Genomic DNA, 16,959 nt, shown 5'->3' on the forward strand with positions numbered 1-16,959 from the left:
GCCGTCGCCGGATATTCGGTCGCGACTGAGGGCGGCACTAGGCGCCTGTCTTGTAATCGTTCAGCGGCAGCGAATAGATGACCTGGCGAGCGTCGTTCGGATCTGGGCGGCAATGGAAGCCCAGGTCGGCGGCCAGCTCGCGCATCTCGGTGTTCTCGGCGAAGTCGGTAGACTCCATCAGGCGCAAGCCGCGTTCCTGGGCGATCTTGATCAGCTTGTGCATGAGCGCGGTGCCTAGGCTCTTGCCCTGCCAATCGTCCGCCACCACGATCGCCGATTCGCAACGCTCGCGGGTTGCGTCGGCCGCATAACGGCTGACGCCCACGACCTTTTCCTTGCCCCCGACCTGGGCCAGGGCGGCCAGGGCGACGTCATTGACGTAGTCGATGTCGGTCAGGCGTTCGATGAAATCGTCGCTCGGGTCGGATATCTGGCCCAGGAAACGCATGCGCTTGGATTGCGCCGACAACCCCTGGATGAACTCGCGCTCGGCTTTCGCGTCCTGGCGGCCGATCGGTCGGATCAGCACCCAGGTGCCGTCGGACAGGGTCTGGCTCCAGCGCGGGTAGTCGGGTCCGACGTAGGCTGAGGGCGAATAGGTATCGGTCATGGCGCTGCTCCGGTGCTTCGGACGCAGCCAGCATCGGTGGGAAACGCCGCGCCGGACTTGACCTAGATCAACGCAGGTGTCAGCCGCCGGCGACCCTCGCGGTGACGCAGCCGAGGAAACGGGAATGCCGCAGCCAGTCCCCGTCGGGATAGTAGGCGAACAGCAGCTGGCCCTGTTTGAGGGTGTCGATGACTTCCCGGGCCACGGCCGTGCGCAACGCGGGGCAACCATAGCTGCGACCCAGACGGCCCTGTTTTTCGGCCAGCGCCGGATCGACGTAGCGAGCGCCGTGCATGACGATCGCGCGCGCAAGCGCCTGGTCGTTGATGCCGGCTTCCAGGCCATCCATGCGCAGCGAATAGCCGTTGCCGCCCTGGTAGGTATCCGCGGTGCGGAACAACCCCAGGCTCGACTGGTGGCTACCGCTGGCGTTCGAGAATCGGTTGGCCAGGTTTTCACCACTGCCCTGGCCGTGAGCAACGTATTCCCGGTAGAGCAGATGGGCCTGCGGCACGTCGAAGACCCAGAGCCGCCGCTCGGTGGAGGGACGCGAATAATCAATGACGGCCAATCGCTCGCCGGCCGTCGCAACGCCATGGCTCATCGCGCAGTCGCGCGCTTCCAGCGCCAGGGAGAGGACATGCGGATCGATTTCCGGGGCTGCCGCCTGCAGTCGCCGGAGGAGCCCCTCCTCGGCCACCGCCGGCGCGGATGCAGCCGCTAGTACCGCCAGTAGGGCGATTGCGAGGGGTCTGACCATGCCTCAGCATAGCGGATCGTGCCGGTTCAGGGCATCGGAGTCCCGGCGAGGATTAATGTTGTGTCCGGCCCCGCCGAAATGGGCTCATCGGTGACGATCAGCGTGCTGCCCGGCGCTAGTACGTCGTAGGCCTGCGCGGCGAATCCGGTATCCACCTGGAGACTTTCGGCCAGCACATTCAGGTTGGCGGAGGCGGCATCCGGCGTCAGCGGGATCTCCAGCCATTTTAGCGCCGGGCGATCAGGAACGATCGAGCTGGGCAAGATCGAATCGCCCGGCAGGCGGACATAGGCGTGCGTCCCGCGCCATGCGTTCGCGAAGACGGCCACCGGCGCGCGGCCGATTTCCAGGCTATTGCGTAAGACGACGAGCTCCCGGTCGCTCAAACTCAGGATGACCGCTACCGGGCCGACGGCCGATCTTTCGGGGTGCCACTCCGCTGCCCGGTCGCCAACGACGGGCGCCATTCGGAACGGGTCTCCGATGGCCGCGGCCGCAGGCGCAGTTGTATCGCTGACGATGACGGTCGTGCCTTTGGATGTAATGGCGAAGAGTTTTTCCGCGAAGGAATAAGGCAGCCGAATGCAGCCGTGCGACGCCGGATAGCCGGGCAAGGAGCCTGCGTGCAGGGCGAACCCGTTCCAGGTCAGCCGCTGCATGTAAGGCATGGGCGCATCATCGTAGAGATTGGAGTAGTGCTCGCGCTGCTTTTCCAAAATGGCGAATACACCGGCCGGAGTCTGGTAGCCCGGCCGTCCTGTGCTGACGTGCGAGCGGCCGATGCGCACACCATTGCGGTAGACGTAGGCGGTCTGTTGCGGGATGCGGACAACGATGGTGACCGGGCCTTCAGGAGCCAGTTGCGGCTGCCATTCGTACAGCGGCGTTTGGTCGGGTTCCGACGCCAACGCCGGCGATGGATTCGAGAAGAAGAGACAGGTGGGAATGGCCAACAAGGCCAGCCAGGACGATCCGATCGCGGCGATGGACTGGTGAGTCATGTCCGCAGTCTCGCGGCGCGCCTCCGGGCCCGACTTGACTTGCGTCAAGTCCGATGTCGCGGTGGCATCGCCGCGTTGATCCAGATCAAGCCTTCAGCGAGGGAACGGGCGCCCAATGCGTGCGCCGCTCAAGGTGTAGCCGTCATGTACAGAAGCCGCATGGTGATGCACGTGCCGAGCTCGCTGACGCCAAACGCAACCGCACCCAGGAACTCGCCGATCTGCGGGGACGACAACGCGGCATGGTCCTTCTGCTTGCGCTTCTTCAGGATGCGCAAGGGCGGCACGGGATCGATTTCGAGCAAACCCGAATCGATGGCGTACTCGAAGATGCCCCAAAGATAGTTGCGGAGGTTCCGGGCAATTTCCTGCGCGCGCTTCTCGACATCCTTCCGGATGGCCGTCGGTTCGAGGCGCGTGATGCTCGCGATCGCCCCGGGTCTTGAGGCTCGGCAAAAGATCGTTCTTGATCTCGCGCCGGCGCTGCCTGGCCGTTCCTCCCTTGAGGTCGACCGAAGTCGCGTCGCCCCACTGCGCATGGATGGCGCCGAACTCACCCTTATCGCGGTTCAGGTATTCGATCGCCAGCACCTCACGGCGCTGCTTGCGTCCCTGGACAGGATGAATGCCCTGCTCCACCAGCTTGCGGGACTTCGCGTGTTCGGCGCGCACTCCCGAGATGGAAATGGATTGCTTGAGACGTCGTTTCTTACTTCATCCGACGATTTTCATGGGCGCGAGCGTAACCACGTCCGCCGTGGTTTGGCCTGTACCGGGCTCGCGCGCCGGCGCGGCCTCACTTGCTCAGGAAGCGGATCAGCTTGTCGATCTTTCCCCGGTACGGCGGCTTCAGCCAGTCGCTGGCGGCCATGCGGCGCTGGCGGAACACCGGCAGCAGTTTGCTGAAGGTGTCGAAGCCGTTGCGGCCGTGGATCGCGCCGATGCCGCTGGGGCCGACGCCGCCGAAGGGCAGGTCGTGGGCGCCGAAGTGCAGCAGGGTGTCGTTGACGGTGACGCCGCCGGCCAGGGTCTGGCTCAGGATGCGCTCGACCTGGGCGCGGTCGTAGCCGAACGGATACAGCGCCAGCGGCCGGTCGAGGGCGTTGATGCGCGCGATCGCCTCGTCCAGATTGCGGTAGGACAGCACCGGCAGGATCGGGCCGAAGATCTCGTGCTGCATCACCTGGGCGTCGGCGCCGGGCTCGATCACCAGGGTCGGCGGGAAGATCCGTTCGCGCGCGGCGGTGTCGGGATCGAGCGTGAACGGTTCGATCACCTGCAGGCCGCGCGAGCGCGCGTCGTCGAGGTAGCCGCGCAGGCGCGCGTACTGGCTGTCGTTGATGATGCGGGTGTAATCCTGCGGCGCGTCGAGCTGACCGTAGCGCGCGCGCAGTTCGGCCTGCAGCGCCGCGACCAGGGCGTCGCGACGGGCGGCGTCGACCAGCACGTAGTCCACGCCGATGCAGGTCTGTCCGGCGTTGAACCACTTGCCGCTGGCGATGCGCGCGGCCGCCAGTCCGATCGGGAAATCGTCGCAGACCACGGCCGGCGCCTTGCCGCCCAGCTCCAGGGTGACCGGGGTCAGGTTGGGCGCGGCCGCGGCCATGACCTTGCGTCCGACCGCGGTCGAGCCGGTGAACAGCAGGTGGTCGAACGGCAGCGCCGAGAACGCGGCGCCGACGTCCGCCCCGCCCATCGCCACGGCGACCCGGTCGGCCGGGAACGCCTCGGCCAGCAGTTCGCGCAGGAAGGCGCTGGTGCGCGGGGTGTGCTCGGAGGGCTTGAGGTAGACGTGGTTGCCGGCCGCGATCGCCGACACCAGCGGCACCAGGGCCAGATTCACCGGGTAGTTCCACGGCGACAGGATGCCGACCACGCCGACCGGCTCGGGCCGGATCTCGGCGCGCGCGGGCCAGAAGCGCCAGCCCACCGCGGCGCGGCGCGGCCGCATCCAGCGGCGCAGGTGGCCCAGTGCGTGGTCGATCTCGGCCAGGGTGATCATGGCCTCGGACAGCAGGTTCTCGTGGCTGGAGCGGTGGCCGAAGTCGGCCTGGATCGCCGCGTCCATCGCCGGCACCCGGGCCCGGAATGCGTCGCGCAGGCGCAGCAGGTCGGCGCGGCGCTGGGCGTAGTCGGGCTTGCGCGCGCGCCAGGCCGCGCGCAGGCGTTCGCGGGTGGCGTCGAGTTCGCTGGGGGTGGTGTCGGCGGTGATATCCATACGCCGCAGTGTAGTCGCGCCGGGCTCGCTAGGGAGCGACCGCGACGGGGCGGCAGAGGCCAGCCATGGGGGGCGATGCGGCCGTCCTGAGGGCGGACCGGCCGGGCGAGGGCGTCGGTGAGGCGGGCGGTGCCCTCGGCGCGGGCTGCGAACCTCCGCTGCGACGGCCGGCTGGCGGCGCCTCACTCCAGATCGGCCGTTGTGCCGATCATGGCGTCGGGCAAGCACCGCATCGAACGCCAAGCGCCGAATGCCGCCGTGCCTGCGCCCAGCCGTGCGCGTGAGGCCATGCCTCGCGGCTTACAATCGGTGCATGAGCCTGCGTCCTTACCTAGAGCATCACCCCGAACTCGGCGAACGGGTCTATGTCGACCCCGCCGCCACCGTCATCGGCCGCGTCGTCCTCGGCGACGACGTCTCGATCTGGCCCGGCTGCGTGGTCCGCGGCGACGTCAACAGCATCCACATCGGCGCGCGCACCAACATCCAGGACGGCACCATCGTCCACGTCACCCACGAGGGTCCGTTCACGCGCCCGGGCGGCCTGCCGACGGTGATCGGCAACGACGTCACCATCGGCCACGGCGCGATCGTGCACGCCTGCCGGCTGGAGGAGTTCAGCCTGATCGGCATGGGCGCCAAGATCCTCGACGGCGCCACCGTGCAGCGTTACGGCTTCGTCGGCGCAGGCGCGGTGATAGCGCCCGGCAAGACGGTCGGCGAGGCCGAGCTGTGGCTCGGCAACCCGGCGCGCTTCGTGCGCAAGCTGAGCGAGCGCGAGATCGAACAGCTGCAATACAGCGCGCAGCACTACGTACGCTTGAAGGACCGTTACCTGGGCATGCTGAGCGCAGGCTAGGCAGGGCGGTGGGCCGCGTTTACAGTCGCGGCAGGGGGAAAACCGGAAAACGCATGGACGAGTTGCACCGAACACAGGCCGCGCGATACCGGATGCGGCCGATGCCGCCCGCGGGCGCCGCGCCGCCGTGATGCTGGATACCTACCGCGAAGTGGTGACGCCCGAAGGCGTCGCCCTGCGCCTGCCCGCGGCCGGTCCGGTGCCGCGCGCGCTGGCCTGGCTGATCGATTTCTGCATCCGCCTGACGCTGATGTTCGTCGGCTCGCTGGTGCTCGGCCTGCTGGGCCAGGGCGGCATGGGCTTCTTCCTGGTGCTGATGTTCCTGCTGCTGTGGTTCTACGCGGTCGCGTTCGAAGCGATGTGGGACGGCCGCACGCCCGGCAAGCGCGCGCTGGGCCTGCGCGTGGTCGCCGGCAACGGCGCGCCGGTGGGCTGGATGCAGTCGTTCGTGCGCAACCTGCTGCGGGTGGTCGACATGCTGCCGTTCGGCTACGCCTTCGGCCTGATCGCGAGCTACTCCGACCCCTACGGTCGGCGCCTGGGCGACATGGTCGCCGGCACCCTGGTCGTGCACGAGGCGCGTCGCCACGAATCCGCGGCCGCGCCGATCGATACCGCGACCGCGCCGGCGGTGCCGCTGCTGCCCTACGAGCAGGCCGCGATGGTTGCCTTCGCCGAACGCGCGCCGCGCCTGGCCGCGGCGCGCCAGATCGAGCTGGCCGACCTGGTCCAGCCCTTGACCGGTGCGCGCGGTGAAACCGCGGTCGCGCGGGTGTACGGCATCGCCAACTGGCTGCTGGGGCGTCGATGATCCAGGGCGCCGCAGTCAAGCAAGAGCGCTTCGTCGAGCGCCACCAGGCCGAATGGAACGAGCTGGAAACCTGGCTGGACGCGCGCGGCGGCAGCGCCAAGCGTGCGCGCGCCGAGCGCCGCAGCTGGCAGGGCGTGCCCGACTACGAGATCCCGGCGCGTTACCGCCGCCTGTGCCAGCAACTCGCCCTGGCGCGCCGGCGCGGCTACAGCGCGGCGGTCACCGACCGCCTGCAGGAGCTGATGCAACGCGGCCACGGCCTGCTGTACCGCGCGCCGCGTCCGCGCTGGCGGCGTGCGCTGGAGTTCCTGTTCGCCGGCTTCCCGCGCCTGGTGCGCGCCGAACGCGGCTGCATGACCGCCGCCGCGGCGCTGTTCTGGCTGCCATTGATCGCGATCTTCGTCGCGATCCAGATCCAGCCCGAACTGGCCAGCGCGCTGTTCGCGCCGCAACAGCTGGTCGAGTTCGAGCACATGTACGACCCGAACAGCCCGCTGCAGACCCTCGGCCGCGGCGCCGAGACCGACATGGCGATGTTCGGCTACTACATCCTCAACAACGTCAGCATCGGCTTCCGCACCTTCGCCAGCGGACTGCTGTTCGGCCTGGGCTCGATCGTGGTGCTGATCAGCAACGGCCTGATCATCGGCGGCGTCGCCGGCCACCTGCAGGCGGTCGGCCACGGCGATCCGTTCTGGCGTTTCGTCGCCGGACACTCGGCGCCGGAGCTCACCGCGATCTGGATTTCCGGCGGCGCCGGGCTGCGCCTGGGTTTGAACCTGGTCGCGCCGGGGCGGCGTCGGCGCATGGATGCCTTGATAGAAGGCGGCAAACGCGGCGCGATGATCTGCGTCGGTGTGCTGGCGATGCTGGTGTTCGCGGCGTTCGTCGAAGCGTTCTGGTCGTCGATCGCGACCATCCCGGCCGCGGTCAAGTACGGCGTCGGCGCGGTCCTGTGGCTGCTGGTCGGCACCTGGCTGTGGTTCGGCGGGCGCAATCAGAACGTCGCGCTCGAAGATCGGATCGAGCCATGAGGATCGAATCGCTCACTGTCGCGCTGCGTCCGCGCACGGCCTGGGAAGCGGTCGAGCTGGGCACCGCCCTGGTGCGCCGCCATGCCGCCGCGATCTGGGCGCCGTATCTGCTGCTGACTCTGCCGCTGTTCGTCGCGGTCAACGCCGCGGCCTGGGCGCTGGACAAGCTGTGGCTGGCCGCAGTGTTGATGTGGTGGCTCAAGCCGCTGTTCGACCGGGTGCCGCTGTACGTGCTGTCGCGCGCGGTGTTCGGCGACGTGCCCAGCACGCGCCAGACCCTGCGCGCGCAGCTGCGCTGGGGCGCACGCTGGTGGCTGCCCTATCTGACCTGGCGCCGGCTCAGCCCGGCGCGTTCGCTGTACCTGCCGGTGGACCTGCTCGAAGGCGGGCGCGGCGCCGAAGCGCGCCAACGCCGCAGCGCGTTGGGCGCGCCGGTGTACGGCGTGGCCGCGCTGCTGACCCTGGTCTGCGTGAATTTCGAGTTCGCGCTGAACCTGGGCATCGCGGCCGGCGCAGCGATCTTCATTCCGTCCGAATACCTGGCCGACACCGCTCAGGGCGCCTGGCAGGCGCTGCTGGCGGAGGCGAGCTGGGTGCAGCTGGCCACCAACGTGTTGGCCTGGGTGTCGGTCTGCGTGATCGAACCGTTCTACGTCGGCGCCGGCTTCGGCCTGTATCTCAACCGCCGCACCGAAATCGAGGCCTGGGATATCGAAATCGTGTTCCGGCGCCTGCGCGCGCGCCTGAGCGCGGCGAGCGCACCGCTGCTGCTGGCCTTGTGTCTGGGCATGGGCCTGCTGCCGGAAGCATCGGCGCAGGACATCGCGCCGCCGGCACCTATGTCGGAACCGGCGGCCGCGGCGAGCGTGCCGGCAGACGGGGCATCGGAAGAGGCATTCGTCGAGGACGAGGACGCACCGCCGCGCATCGGCGCGCCGCTGCGCGAACCGGTCGGCCCGGCCGACGTCGAAGCCGAGGGCGACGACGAAGCGGCCTTGCAGAAAGCCGTCGCCGCCCGCGAAGCGAAGGCGCCGCCGACCCTGGACGAAGTCTTCGGCGAGGCCCGCGCCGACGACGCCGGCCTGCGCAAGGCCGTCGAGCAGGCCTACAAGGATCCGACCGTCGCCCCCAAGCGCAAGGTCACGACCTGGAAGCCGCGCAATCCGGCCAAGCCCAAGGACGCATCGGGCGAGACCGCCGCGCTGGCGGGCCTGGGCGCGATCATCGCCGCGATCGGCAAGTACGGCCTGTGGGTGCTGATCGGCGCGCTGGCGCTGTTGATCGTGCTGACCTCGCCGCGCTGGCTGCGTTGGCTGCGCGACAGCGTGCGCGCGGAGGAGCGCGAACCCGAACAAGTCCGTCAGAACGCCGTGACCGAATCCGAGCCGCTGCCCGACGACATCCCCACCGCCGTGCGCCGCCTGTGGCAGTCCGGCCGTCAGCGCGATGCGCTGGCGTTGCTGTACCGCGCCAGCGTCGAGGCCATGGTCGCGCGCGCCCAGGTCGTGCTGGTACCCGGCGCGACCGAGGCCGAATGCCTGCGCGCCTCGCGCAGGATGCCGCTGAGCGAAGACCGCGAAGTCTTCGCCAGCGCCGTGCGCACCTGGCAGTACGCCGCCTACGCCCAGCGCCTGCCCGGTGCCGACGAGTTCGACGCCCTGCTGCGTTCGCTCACGCAACGCTTCGGGTGGGCCGCATGAACCTGCGCACCGCATTGGCGACCGCGCTGGTGGTCCTGCTGCTGGCGGGGCTGGGCTTCTGGTGGTGGCGCACCCGCGAGCGGGTCGAGGAATGGATCGACCTGCCGCGCAGCGGCGAGGCCGCCAGCAACCCGCTGTACGTGCTCAAGCTGGCGCTGCAGAAGGACGGGGTGAAGGCGCTCTCGCGCCAGCGCCTGCAGCCCGACCGCCATCCGCTGGGCGCGCGCGACACCGTGCTGCTGCTGCGCGATCCGCGCCAGTTGTCGCCGCAGGACGCGCAGGCCCTGATCGCCTGGGTCCACGGCGGCGGTCACCTGATCGTGCGCACGCCGCCGCCGGGCGAACTCAGCGCGGCGATGCGGATTCCGCTGCTGACCGATCTGGGAGTGAAGTTCTTCCCGCAGCGCGACACCGACTGCGTGGCGATGTACGTCGAGCGCCAGGACTCGCACGTCGAGTTCTGCCAGGGTCGGCGCTTCCTGCTGATGGAACGCGCCGTGACCCCGCTGCGCGCCTGGGGCGGGGAGGACACCGGCTACGTGTTCGCGCGCCTGCCGCAGGGCAAGGGCAGCGTCGACGTGATCGCCGATCTCGACTTCGCGGTCAACGCCGCCGGCGAAGCGCGCACCGAGTCGATCAAGGACGTGCCGCACATCGCCCTGCTGCGCCAGCTTCTGGCGCCGAACTACCGCGCCGGCACCGTGCACCTGATCTACGCCGCCGACATGCCGTCGCTATGGATGACCCTGCTGACCCGCAGCTGGATGGCCTGGGGTCCGCTGCTGCTGGCGCTGCTGCTGTGGCTGTGGCGGCGCGCCGAGCGCTTCGGTCCGCTGCTGCCGGCGCCGGCCAGCGAACGCCGCTCGCTGCTCGAGCACATCGTCGCCAGCGGCGAACACACCTATCGCTACGGCTACGGCCATCTGCTGCACGCGGCCGTGCGCAACGCCTTCCTGATCCGCCTGCGCCGCCGCGACCCGCAGGCCGCCGCGCTCGACGGCGAGCCGCAGGCGGCCTTGCTGGCCGAACGTTTCAAGCTCGCGCCCGCGGACATCCGCGAAGCGCTGGCCACGCCGGTCGCGCGCGATCACGCCGCGTTCCGATCCCGCATCGCCACATTGATCCGACTGAGAAACTCGCTATGACCACCGCGAACGCGCACCTGCCCGCTCCGATCACCGGCCCCGAACTGGCGCAGCGCGCCGCCGCCGTGCGCGACGAGGTCGGCAAGGCCTTCATCGGCCAGGCCGAGGCGCTGGATCAGATCCTGATCGCCCTGCTCGCCGGCGGCCATGCCTTGATCGAGGGCGTGCCCGGGCTGGGCAAGACTCTGCTGGTGCGGGCCCTGTCCAAGGCCCTGGACTGCGGCTACGCGCGCGTCCAGTTCACCCCCGATCTGATGCCCAGCGACATCAGCGGCCATGCGGTCTACGACCCCAAGACCGAGAGCTTCAACATCCGCCGCGGCCCGGTGTTCACCAACCTGCTGCTGGCCGACGAGATCAACCGCGCTCCGGCCAAGACCCAGTCGGCGCTGCTGGAGGCGATGCAGGAACTGCAGGTCACCATCGAAGGCCACAGCTTCGAACTGGCGCCGCCGTTCCTGACCCTGGCCACCCAGAACCCGGTCGAGCAGGAAGGCACCTACCCGCTGCCGGAAGCGCAGCTGGACCGGTTCCTGCTCAAGGTGCTGATCGGCTACCCCAGTCGCGCCGACGAGAAGCGCATGGTCACCGCGGTCAGTCAGGGCCGCAGCGCCTCGGACTTCGACCTGTCGCAGGTGCAGCGTGTGCTCGGCCCGGAGGAGATCGTGGCCATGCAGCACGGCACCGCGCTGATCACCGTCGACGACGCCGTGATCGACTACGCCGTGCGCATCGCCGCGGCGACCCGCGAATGGGCCGGCATCGCGCTCGGCGCCGGTCCGCGCGGCAGCCTGGCGCTGGTGCGCGCCGCGCGCGCCCAGGCGGTGCTGTCGGGCCGCGACTTCGTCACCCCCGACGACGTGCGCGAGATCGCCAAGCCGGCGCTGCGCCATCGCATCGCCCTGGCTCCGGAAATGCAGATCGAAGGCCAGTCGCCCGACGATGTGCTGCATGCGCTGCTGGCCAAGGTCGAAGCGCCGCGTCAATGAGTGCGGTCGTCGCCCCGGCCAAAGCCGCCCGCGCGCGCAATTTGCCGCGCCCGGCGCCGGCGCTGCTCGCGTTGCTGGTGCTGTGGGGCGCGTTCGGGCTGGCGGTCGCCATCGGCTGGGCGTCGCTGCGCGCATGGTGGGTCGCCGGCGCTGCACTGGCGCTGATCGCCTTGTTCGACGCCTGGCGGGTCGGCTTGCGCGCGACTCCGCAGGTGCAGCGGCGCATGCCCGACACCTGGCCGATCGGTCTGGAGCGCGAGGTCACCCTGACCCTGGAAGCGGCGGCGCGCCGGCAAGCGCTGGACGTGTTCGACCTGCACCCGGGCGGCTGGAGCATGGCCGGCCTGCCGCGCCGCCTGACCCTGCGTCGCGGCGAGAGCAGCAGCATCGACTACCGCCTGCGCGCCAACGTGCGCGGCGATTTCGCTTTCGACGGCGTGCAGCTGCGGCTGCATTCGCCGTGGCGGCTGTGGTGGCAGTCGCGCCTGGCCGGCGCGGTCCAGCCGGTGCGCGTGTTCCCGAATTTCGCGCCGCTGGCCAAGTTCGCGATGTTCAGCGCCGAACAGGCCTCGCGCCTGGTCGGCGCGCACCTCAAGCGCCGTCGCGGCGAAGGCACCGACTTCCACCAGATGCGCGAGTACCGCGTCGGCGACAGCCTGCGCCAGATCGATTGGAAGGCGACCGCGCGCGCGCGCCGCCTGATCTCGCGCGAGTATCAGGACGAACGCAATCAACAGCTGGTGCTGATGCTGGACACCGGTCGCCGCCTACTCGCGCGCGACGGCGAACTCTCGCATTTCGACCGCGTGCTGGATGCGGCGCTGGTGGTGGCCTACCTGGCGTTGCGCCAGGGCGACGCGGTCGGCTTGCTCGCCAGCGGCGGCGCCTCGGCCTGGGTGCCGCCCAAGCGCGGCGTCGGCACCATCGACAGCCTGCTGCGCGCCAGCTACGCCCTGCAGCCGCAACCGGTCGCCACCGACTTCCTCGCCGCCGCCACCGAACTGTCGCTGCGCCAGCGCAGGCGTTCGCTGGTGATGCTGGTCACCAACCTGCGCGACGAAGACATGGACGACGTGCTGGCTGCGGTGCAGATGCTGCGCAAGCGCCATCTGGTCTGCGTCGCCTCGCTGCGCGAAGACTCGGTCGACGCCGCCCTCGCGAGCGAGGTCCACGAGCTGCGCGACGCAGTCCGCGCCGGCGCCGCCGCGCAGTACCTGGAACAGCGCAGCGCCGCCCACGATGCCCTGCGCAACCACGGTGTGATGGTGCTGGATGTGTCCTGCGATCAGCTGGCGGCGTCGCTGGTGGAAAAGTACCTGGCGGTGAAGCGCGACGGCTTGCTGTAACCCCGCCGTGCGCAGCGCGGATACGCGCAACGCACCGCTTTCTGTGGGAGCGGCGTAAGCCGCGATCGATGGCCTGGCGAACATGCGGACCATCACATCCGACTGGGGTTCAATCGCGGCTTACGCCGCTCCCACAGAATGCGAAGAGGGCCGCGATGCCCTGCGCAACCACGGTGTGATGGTCCTGGACGTGTCCTGCGATCAGCTGGCGGCGTCGCGGATGGAAAAATATGTGGCGGTGAAGCGCGGCGGCTTGCCGTAACGCCGCCGTGCGCAGCGCGGATACGCGGCGCTTTCTGCGGGAGCTGCGCCGGTGGGAGCGGTGTCTGTGGGAGCGGCGTAAGCCGCGATCGATGGCCCGGCGAGCAGGCGGACCATCGGACCCGCTTGGGGGTTCAATCGCGGCTTACGCCGCTCCCACAGAAAGCGGTGCGGGCGGATCGGGCCGCGTTGCGATCTCCAAAGCCGACAGCAAGGCCATCGCCTCGGCGCGATTGCCGCCGCACATGTCCGCGGCCGGCCGCAGCGACGCGCAGAACGCGGGCCGTTCGGGTTTGCCGAACAGCTTGCAGCGCTCGTGTTCGTCGAGTTGGATGCAGCGCACGCCGGCGGGTTTGCCGTCGGGCATGCCCGGGATCGGGCTGGCGATGGAGGGTGCGGTGCAGCAGGCCCCGCAGCGTTCGCGGCAGTTCATGCGTGCGGACTCAAGCCGGCGCGTGGAACGGTTCGGCGGTGCGCACGGCGCGCAGCGGAATCGGGCCGTAAACGTGCGGATAGGCCTCGCCGCTGCGTGGGCTGAAGTCGTAACGCAGCGCCTCGCCCAGCGCCGCCGCATCCAGGTGCAGCAGCACCAGCTCGCCGCGGCCGCGCTGGTGGCGTTCGATCACGGCGGCCAGCTGCGCCTGGGTCGCGCAATGCAGGAAACCGTCGCGACGCAGCGCATCGGGCGCGTAGGCATCCGTCGATTGCGCCCGCGCCCAGTCGGCGGGATCGGCGAAGTGATAGACGGTGCCTGCGGGCGTGACATCCGCAGGCGCGGCTTGCGTGGACACGGGCATCGCCTCAACAGGACGTGGCGCGCTCGACGGCGCTCATGCCGCCCGCGCCGGCCGCCGCACCAGGATCGCGGCGATCAGCAGCCCCATCGCGATCGCGTGGAGCAGGATGACCAGCGCACTGAAAGCGCCCATGCCCATCGCGAGCGAGGACGCCGATGGTTCGCCCTTCTGTTGCATCCACAGCAGCCAGACCTGGCCGCAAAGGCCCAGCAACGAGCCGAAGATGAACAAGCCGAAGCCCACGCTGGCGTAAACGCCGGCCGCGCCCAGCGCGGGCCGGCGCATCAGGCACAGCACCAGGCCGACCGTGCACACCAGCAGGTGCGGCGTGGCGTACAGCACCGGGCCGAGCAGCATGGCGGATAGAGCTTTGGGGTCCATTGTCGTTTCCGTTATGTGCCGGCACGTCGGCACGGCCGCGCTTGGCGGCCGCACGCCGTGGGCGGCGGATCAGTCGGCGGTGACCAGGGCGTCGTCGCGTTCGCGCAGGGCGGCGTAGACCGGGTCGGTCTCCGGGCGTACCCGGTGCCAGCGTTCGAAGCTCTCGGCGGCCTGTTCGACCAGCATACCCAATCCGTCGATGCGGTCGTGTGCGCCGGCGGCCTTGGCCCAGGCTAGGAACGGGATCGCGACTTCGCCGTAGCTCAGGTCCACCGCGGCGGCGCGCGGGTTGGCCAGCGACATCGGCAGCGACGGCAGCTGCGCGTCGCGCGCGGCCGAAGTCGCGTTGACGATCAGGTCGAAGGTTCCCAGCGCGACCATGTCCTTCATGTAGCGCGGATGCACGCGGCCGGGCTGGCCGAGCGCATCGGCCAGGGCATCGGCGCGCTCGGGCGTGCGGTTGACGATGTAGAGGTCGCCGATACCGGCATCGAGCAGGGCCGGGGCCACGCCGCGCGCGGCGCCGCCGGCGCCGATCAGCAGAGTGCGGCGCTCGCGCAGGTCCAGGCCGTGGCGGTCGGTGAGATCGCGGACCAGGCCGGCGCCGTCGGTGTTGTCGCCTTCCCAGCCGGTGGCGCTGCGGATCAGCGTGTTGGCGGCGCCGGCACGGCGCGCGCGTTCGCTCAGATGGGTGCAGATGCTGGCCGCGCGGGTCTTGTGCGGCAGGGTGATGTTGGCGCCCAGGCCACCCTCGGCGGCGAACTCGGCCAGCAGCGCGTCGAACTGTTCCGGCGCGGCGTCGATGGCGACGTACTCCAGGGCGATCCCGAGCTGGCGTCCGAATGCGGCATGGATCCGCGGCGACAGCGAGTGCGCCACCGGGTGGCCGATCACCGCAAAACGTGGAATGGACATGGACAGCCTCGTTGGGGATGCTGATGGGGAATATTCAAGGGAGACGCACTATGCGGCGCGCCACGGCCTTGTCCGGCCTCAGTCTACTCTCCGGCCTGCTGCTGGCCATGCCCGCACTGGGCTTTCTGTCAGAGTTCGGCATCGAGGGCATGGGCGTGGTTTCCATGCCGTACAGCGAAGTGCGCGCCAGCGTGAGCCCCGACGGGCGGCGCATCGTCTGGGGCAGCACCGACCGTCCAGGCGGCGCCGGCGGCTGGGACCTGTGGCAGGCCACGCTGAAGCAGGGCCGCTGGCAAGAGCCGTCGCCGTTGCCGCTGAATACCGGCGCCAACGACTTCGACCCGTCGTTCAGCGCCGACGGACGCTGGCTGTACTTCTTCTCCAACCGCTCCGGCGGACGCGGCGGCGACGATCTGTATCGCGCGCCGGTCCTCGCCGACGGCGGCTATGGCCCGGCCGAGAACCTGGGTGCGGGCGTGAACGGCCGCGGCGACGAGTGGGCGCCCACGCCCAGCCGCGACGGCAGGCATCTGCTGTTCGCCAGCGACAGCTTCGGCGGCGCTGGCCGCCACGACCTGTTCGTGGCCCGTTGGAACGGCAAGGCCTTTGTCGATCCCAAGCCGGTGGCCGGCGTCAACACGGCCGCCGATGAGTTCGACGCGGCCTGGCTCGGCGACGGCCGCGCGATCGTGTTCGCGCGTTCCAAAGACGTGGAGCAGCAACCGATCCGGCTGTATGTCGCCCAGTGCGAAGGCGCGAAGTATGCGGAGGCCACGCCGCTGGCCTTGTCGTTCAACGGCGAGGACGGTTACACCTTGGGTCCGGCGCTGGACTGGAACAAACCCGGCGAGTTGTTGGTCACCGGCAGCGCCAAGTCGCCCAAGGCCGGCAAGATGGATATCTATCGGATGAAGGCGCCGGCGGCGACGGCGACGGGGCAGGGCAGTTGCGTCGTGCCGTGAGCTGCGTGGCGATGCGGTTCGCTGCGCTCACCGCATCCTACATTGCGATCGAACGCTCGGTTCTATACGTTCCGGGAATGCCGGTTCAAGCAGTCGCGGGGCTCATCGAGCCTCGCGACCATCACCGTAGGATGCGGTGAGCGCAGCGAACCGCAGCGCCCGCCGCGTCGCTTACTTCGCCTCGCGCAACCAGCGCGCCGCATCCAGCGCGAAGTAGGTCAGGATACCGTCGGCGCCGGCGCGCTTGATCGAGGTCAGCGCTTCCAGCACGCAGCCCTTTTCGTCCAGCCAGCCGTTGTCGATCGCCGCGCGCAGCATCGCGTACTCGCCGCTGACCTGGTAGACGAAGGTCGGCGCGCCGAACTCGTCCTTGGCGCGGCGCACGATGTCCAGGTAGGGCATGCCCGGCTTGACCATGATCATGTCGGCGCCCTCGTCGAGATCGAGCGCGATCTCGCGCATCGCTTCGTCGCTGTTGGCCGGGTCCATCTGGTAGGTGTACTTGTTGCCCTTGCCGAGCGCGCCGGCGCTGCCGACCGCGTCGCGGAACGGGCCGTAGAAGCTCGACGCGTACTTGGCGCTGTAGGCCAGGATGCGGGTGTGGATGTGGCCGTCGAGTTCCAGCGCCTCGCGGATGCGGCCGATGCGGCCGTCCATCATGTCGCTGGGCGCGACCACGTCGGCGCCGGCGACGGCGTGCGACAGCGCCTGCTTGACCAGGGCTTCGACGGTCTCGTCGTTCAGGACGTAGCCGCTGTCGTCGATCAGGCCGTCCTGGCCGTGGGTGGTGTAAGGGTCGAGGGCGACGTCGGTGATCACGCCCAGTTCCGGGAAGCGCTGCTTGAGCGCGCGCACCGCGCGCTGGCACAGGCCGTCCTCGTGCCAGGCGGCTTCGGCGGTCAGCGATTTGGCCTCCGGCGCGGTCACCGGAAACAGCGCCAGCGCGGGCACGCGCAGTTCGCTGGCCTGTTCGGCCACGCGCAGCAGTTCGTCGATCGACAGCCGCTCGATGCCCGGCATCGAGGCGACCGCGGCGCGGCCCTGCAGTTCGTGGACGAAGACCGGATAGATCAGGTCGTTCGCGGTCAGGACCGTCTCGCGCATCAGGCGCCGCGAGAACTCGTCGCGGCGCATCCGCCGCGGGCGTGTGTAGGGGTAGCTCATGGCGCG

General features: G+C 69.7%; 19 protein-coding genes. 9 read left to right on the forward strand and 10 right to left on the reverse strand.

The window, feature by feature from the left end:
• Positions 1 to 37: 37 nt before the first annotated feature.
• The 5 genes from ASE10_RS08830 to ASE10_RS08850 all read right to left on the reverse strand — a co-directional run bounded on the left by ASE10_RS08830 (position 38) and on the right by ASE10_RS08850 (position 4,589).
• Positions 38 to 610, reverse strand: coding sequence for a GNAT family N-acetyltransferase (locus ASE10_RS08830; RefSeq protein WP_056304707.1), 573 nt, complete (start codon positions 608 to 610; stop codon positions 38 to 40).
• A gap of 79 nt (positions 611 to 689) precedes the next feature.
• Positions 690 to 1,370 carry a murein L,D-transpeptidase catalytic domain family protein gene (locus ASE10_RS08835; protein WP_055907536.1) on the reverse strand — a complete coding sequence of 227 codons (681 nt, stop codon included), beginning with the start codon at positions 1,368 to 1,370 and terminating at the stop codon, positions 690 to 692.
• Positions 1,371 to 1,396: 26 nt separating this feature from the next.
• Entirely contained in the window at positions 1,397 to 2,419 is a 1,023-nt protein-coding gene (locus tag ASE10_RS08840) for a L,D-transpeptidase family protein (RefSeq protein WP_055907539.1), read from the reverse strand.
• 80 nt (positions 2,420 to 2,499) lie between these two features.
• Positions 2,500 to 2,910: a hypothetical protein gene (locus ASE10_RS08845; RefSeq protein ID WP_055907542.1), complete on the reverse strand. Its 411-nt coding sequence runs from the start codon at positions 2,908 to 2,910 to the stop codon at positions 2,500 to 2,502.
• A 257-nt stretch (positions 2,911 to 3,167) separates the two neighbouring features.
• Positions 3,168 to 4,589, reverse strand: a complete 1,422-nt coding sequence (locus ASE10_RS08850) for a coniferyl aldehyde dehydrogenase (protein WP_055907544.1) — start codon at positions 4,587 to 4,589, stop codon at positions 3,168 to 3,170.
• Positions 4,590 to 4,902: 313 nt separating this feature from the next.
• Between ASE10_RS08850 and ASE10_RS08855 the strand changes: the two genes are divergently transcribed.
• From ASE10_RS08855 to ASE10_RS20110, 8 genes are all read left to right on the forward strand, one after another.
• Complete coding sequence (locus tag ASE10_RS08855; RefSeq protein WP_055907548.1) at positions 4,903 to 5,448, forward strand: gamma carbonic anhydrase family protein; 546 nt, start codon at positions 4,903 to 4,905, stop codon at positions 5,446 to 5,448.
• Positions 5,449 to 5,578: 130 nt separating this feature from the next.
• A complete protein-coding gene (locus ASE10_RS08860) occupies positions 5,579 to 6,259 on the forward strand; it encodes an RDD family protein (RefSeq protein WP_055907551.1) in 681 nt (226 codons plus the stop codon).
• Entirely contained in the window at positions 6,256 to 7,293 is a 1,038-nt protein-coding gene (locus ASE10_RS08865) for a stage II sporulation protein M (protein ID WP_055907554.1), read from the forward strand. The genes ASE10_RS08860 and ASE10_RS08865 overlap by 4 nt, the downstream gene beginning before the upstream one ends.
• Positions 7,290 to 8,993, forward strand: a complete 1,704-nt coding sequence (locus ASE10_RS08870; RefSeq protein ID WP_055907557.1) for a hypothetical protein — start codon at positions 7,290 to 7,292, stop codon at positions 8,991 to 8,993. Before ASE10_RS08865 ends, ASE10_RS08870 begins: the two co-directional genes overlap by 4 nt.
• The gene (locus tag ASE10_RS08875; RefSeq protein ID WP_055907561.1) at positions 8,990 to 10,138 is read left to right on the forward strand and encodes a DUF4350 domain-containing protein; all 1,149 of its coding nucleotides are present in this window, start codon (positions 8,990 to 8,992) and stop codon (positions 10,136 to 10,138) included. The genes ASE10_RS08870 and ASE10_RS08875 overlap by 4 nt, the downstream gene beginning before the upstream one ends.
• The gene (locus ASE10_RS08880) at positions 10,135 to 11,127 is read left to right on the forward strand and encodes a MoxR family ATPase (protein ID WP_055907564.1); all 993 of its coding nucleotides are present in this window, start codon (positions 10,135 to 10,137) and stop codon (positions 11,125 to 11,127) included. The genes ASE10_RS08875 and ASE10_RS08880 overlap by 4 nt, the downstream gene beginning before the upstream one ends.
• A complete protein-coding gene (locus ASE10_RS08885) occupies positions 11,124 to 12,473 on the forward strand; it encodes a DUF58 domain-containing protein (protein WP_055907568.1) in 1,350 nt (449 codons plus the stop codon). The genes ASE10_RS08880 and ASE10_RS08885 overlap by 4 nt, the downstream gene beginning before the upstream one ends.
• A gap of 82 nt (positions 12,474 to 12,555) precedes the next feature.
• Positions 12,556 to 12,735, forward strand: coding sequence for a hypothetical protein (locus tag ASE10_RS20110; protein WP_056304710.1), 180 nt, complete (start codon positions 12,556 to 12,558; stop codon positions 12,733 to 12,735).
• Between the two features lie 144 nt (positions 12,736 to 12,879).
• Here ASE10_RS20110 and ASE10_RS08890 read toward each other — a convergent pair whose 3' ends face one another.
• The 4 genes from ASE10_RS08890 to aroE all read right to left on the reverse strand — a co-directional run bounded on the left by ASE10_RS08890 (position 12,880) and on the right by aroE (position 14,827).
• The gene (locus tag ASE10_RS08890) at positions 12,880 to 13,167 is read right to left on the reverse strand and encodes a zinc/iron-chelating domain-containing protein (RefSeq protein ID WP_055907571.1); all 288 of its coding nucleotides are present in this window, start codon (positions 13,165 to 13,167) and stop codon (positions 12,880 to 12,882) included.
• 10 nt (positions 13,168 to 13,177) lie between these two features.
• The gene (locus tag ASE10_RS08895) at positions 13,178 to 13,525 is read right to left on the reverse strand and encodes a DUF952 domain-containing protein (protein WP_162250468.1); all 348 of its coding nucleotides are present in this window, start codon (positions 13,523 to 13,525) and stop codon (positions 13,178 to 13,180) included.
• A gap of 39 nt (positions 13,526 to 13,564) precedes the next feature.
• On the reverse strand, positions 13,565 to 13,912 hold the full coding sequence (locus ASE10_RS08900; RefSeq protein ID WP_156087512.1) for a hypothetical protein: 348 nt from the start codon (positions 13,910 to 13,912) through the stop codon (positions 13,565 to 13,567).
• A gap of 69 nt (positions 13,913 to 13,981) precedes the next feature.
• Positions 13,982 to 14,827, reverse strand: a complete 846-nt coding sequence (gene aroE / locus ASE10_RS08905; protein WP_056304711.1) for a shikimate dehydrogenase — start codon at positions 14,825 to 14,827, stop codon at positions 13,982 to 13,984.
• A gap of 50 nt (positions 14,828 to 14,877) precedes the next feature.
• Between aroE and ASE10_RS08910 the strand changes: the two genes are divergently transcribed.
• The gene (locus tag ASE10_RS08910) at positions 14,878 to 15,789 is read left to right on the forward strand and encodes a PD40 domain-containing protein (RefSeq protein WP_055907582.1); all 912 of its coding nucleotides are present in this window, start codon (positions 14,878 to 14,880) and stop codon (positions 15,787 to 15,789) included.
• Positions 15,790 to 15,960: 171 nt separating this feature from the next.
• Here ASE10_RS08910 and hemB read toward each other — a convergent pair whose 3' ends face one another.
• Positions 15,961 to 16,953 (reverse strand): porphobilinogen synthase, encoded by a 993-nt coding sequence (hemB, locus tag ASE10_RS08915; protein ID WP_055907587.1) that lies wholly within the window; start codon positions 16,951 to 16,953, stop codon positions 15,961 to 15,963.
• Positions 16,954 to 16,959: the final 6 nt, after the last annotated feature.

Source organism: Lysobacter sp. Root76, from assembly GCF_001428685.1.
Classification (GTDB): domain Bacteria; phylum Pseudomonadota; class Gammaproteobacteria; order Xanthomonadales; family Xanthomonadaceae; genus Lysobacter.

Coding starts and splice junctions, on each gene's coding strand:
- ASE10_RS08830 (WP_056304707.1), bottom strand. CDS start 610: ATGACCGATACCTATTCGCCCTCAGCCTACGTCGGACCCGACTACCCG.
- ASE10_RS08835 (WP_055907536.1), bottom strand. CDS start 1,370: ATGGTCAGACCCCTCGCAATCGCCCTACTGGCGGTACTAGCGGCTGCA.
- ASE10_RS08845 (WP_055907542.1), bottom strand. CDS start 2,910: ATGCGCAGTGGGGCGACGCGACTTCGGTCGACCTCAAGGGAGGAACGG.
- ASE10_RS08850 (WP_055907544.1), bottom strand. CDS start 4,589: ATGGATATCACCGCCGACACCACCCCCAGCGAACTCGACGCCACCCGC.
- ASE10_RS08855 (WP_055907548.1), top strand. CDS start 4,903: ATGAGCCTGCGTCCTTACCTAGAGCATCACCCCGAACTCGGCGAACGG.
- ASE10_RS08860 (WP_055907551.1), top strand. CDS start 5,579: ATGCTGGATACCTACCGCGAAGTGGTGACGCCCGAAGGCGTCGCCCTG.
- ASE10_RS08865 (WP_055907554.1), top strand. CDS start 6,256: ATGATCCAGGGCGCCGCAGTCAAGCAAGAGCGCTTCGTCGAGCGCCAC.
- ASE10_RS08870 (WP_055907557.1), top strand. CDS start 7,290: ATGAGGATCGAATCGCTCACTGTCGCGCTGCGTCCGCGCACGGCCTGG.
- ASE10_RS08875 (WP_055907561.1), top strand. CDS start 8,990: ATGAACCTGCGCACCGCATTGGCGACCGCGCTGGTGGTCCTGCTGCTG.
- ASE10_RS08880 (WP_055907564.1), top strand. CDS start 10,135: ATGACCACCGCGAACGCGCACCTGCCCGCTCCGATCACCGGCCCCGAA.
- ASE10_RS08885 (WP_055907568.1), top strand. CDS start 11,124: ATGAGTGCGGTCGTCGCCCCGGCCAAAGCCGCCCGCGCGCGCAATTTG.
- ASE10_RS20110 (WP_056304710.1), top strand. CDS start 12,556: ATGCGGACCATCACATCCGACTGGGGTTCAATCGCGGCTTACGCCGCT.
- ASE10_RS08890 (WP_055907571.1), bottom strand. CDS start 13,167: ATGAACTGCCGCGAACGCTGCGGGGCCTGCTGCACCGCACCCTCCATC.
- ASE10_RS08900 (WP_156087512.1), bottom strand. CDS start 13,912: ATGGACCCCAAAGCTCTATCCGCCATGCTGCTCGGCCCGGTGCTGTAC.
- aroE (WP_056304711.1), bottom strand. CDS start 14,827: ATGTCCATTCCACGTTTTGCGGTGATCGGCCACCCGGTGGCGCACTCG.
- ASE10_RS08910 (WP_055907582.1), top strand. CDS start 14,878: ATGCGGCGCGCCACGGCCTTGTCCGGCCTCAGTCTACTCTCCGGCCTG.
- hemB (WP_055907587.1), bottom strand. CDS start 16,953: ATGAGCTACCCCTACACACGCCCGCGGCGGATGCGCCGCGACGAGTTC.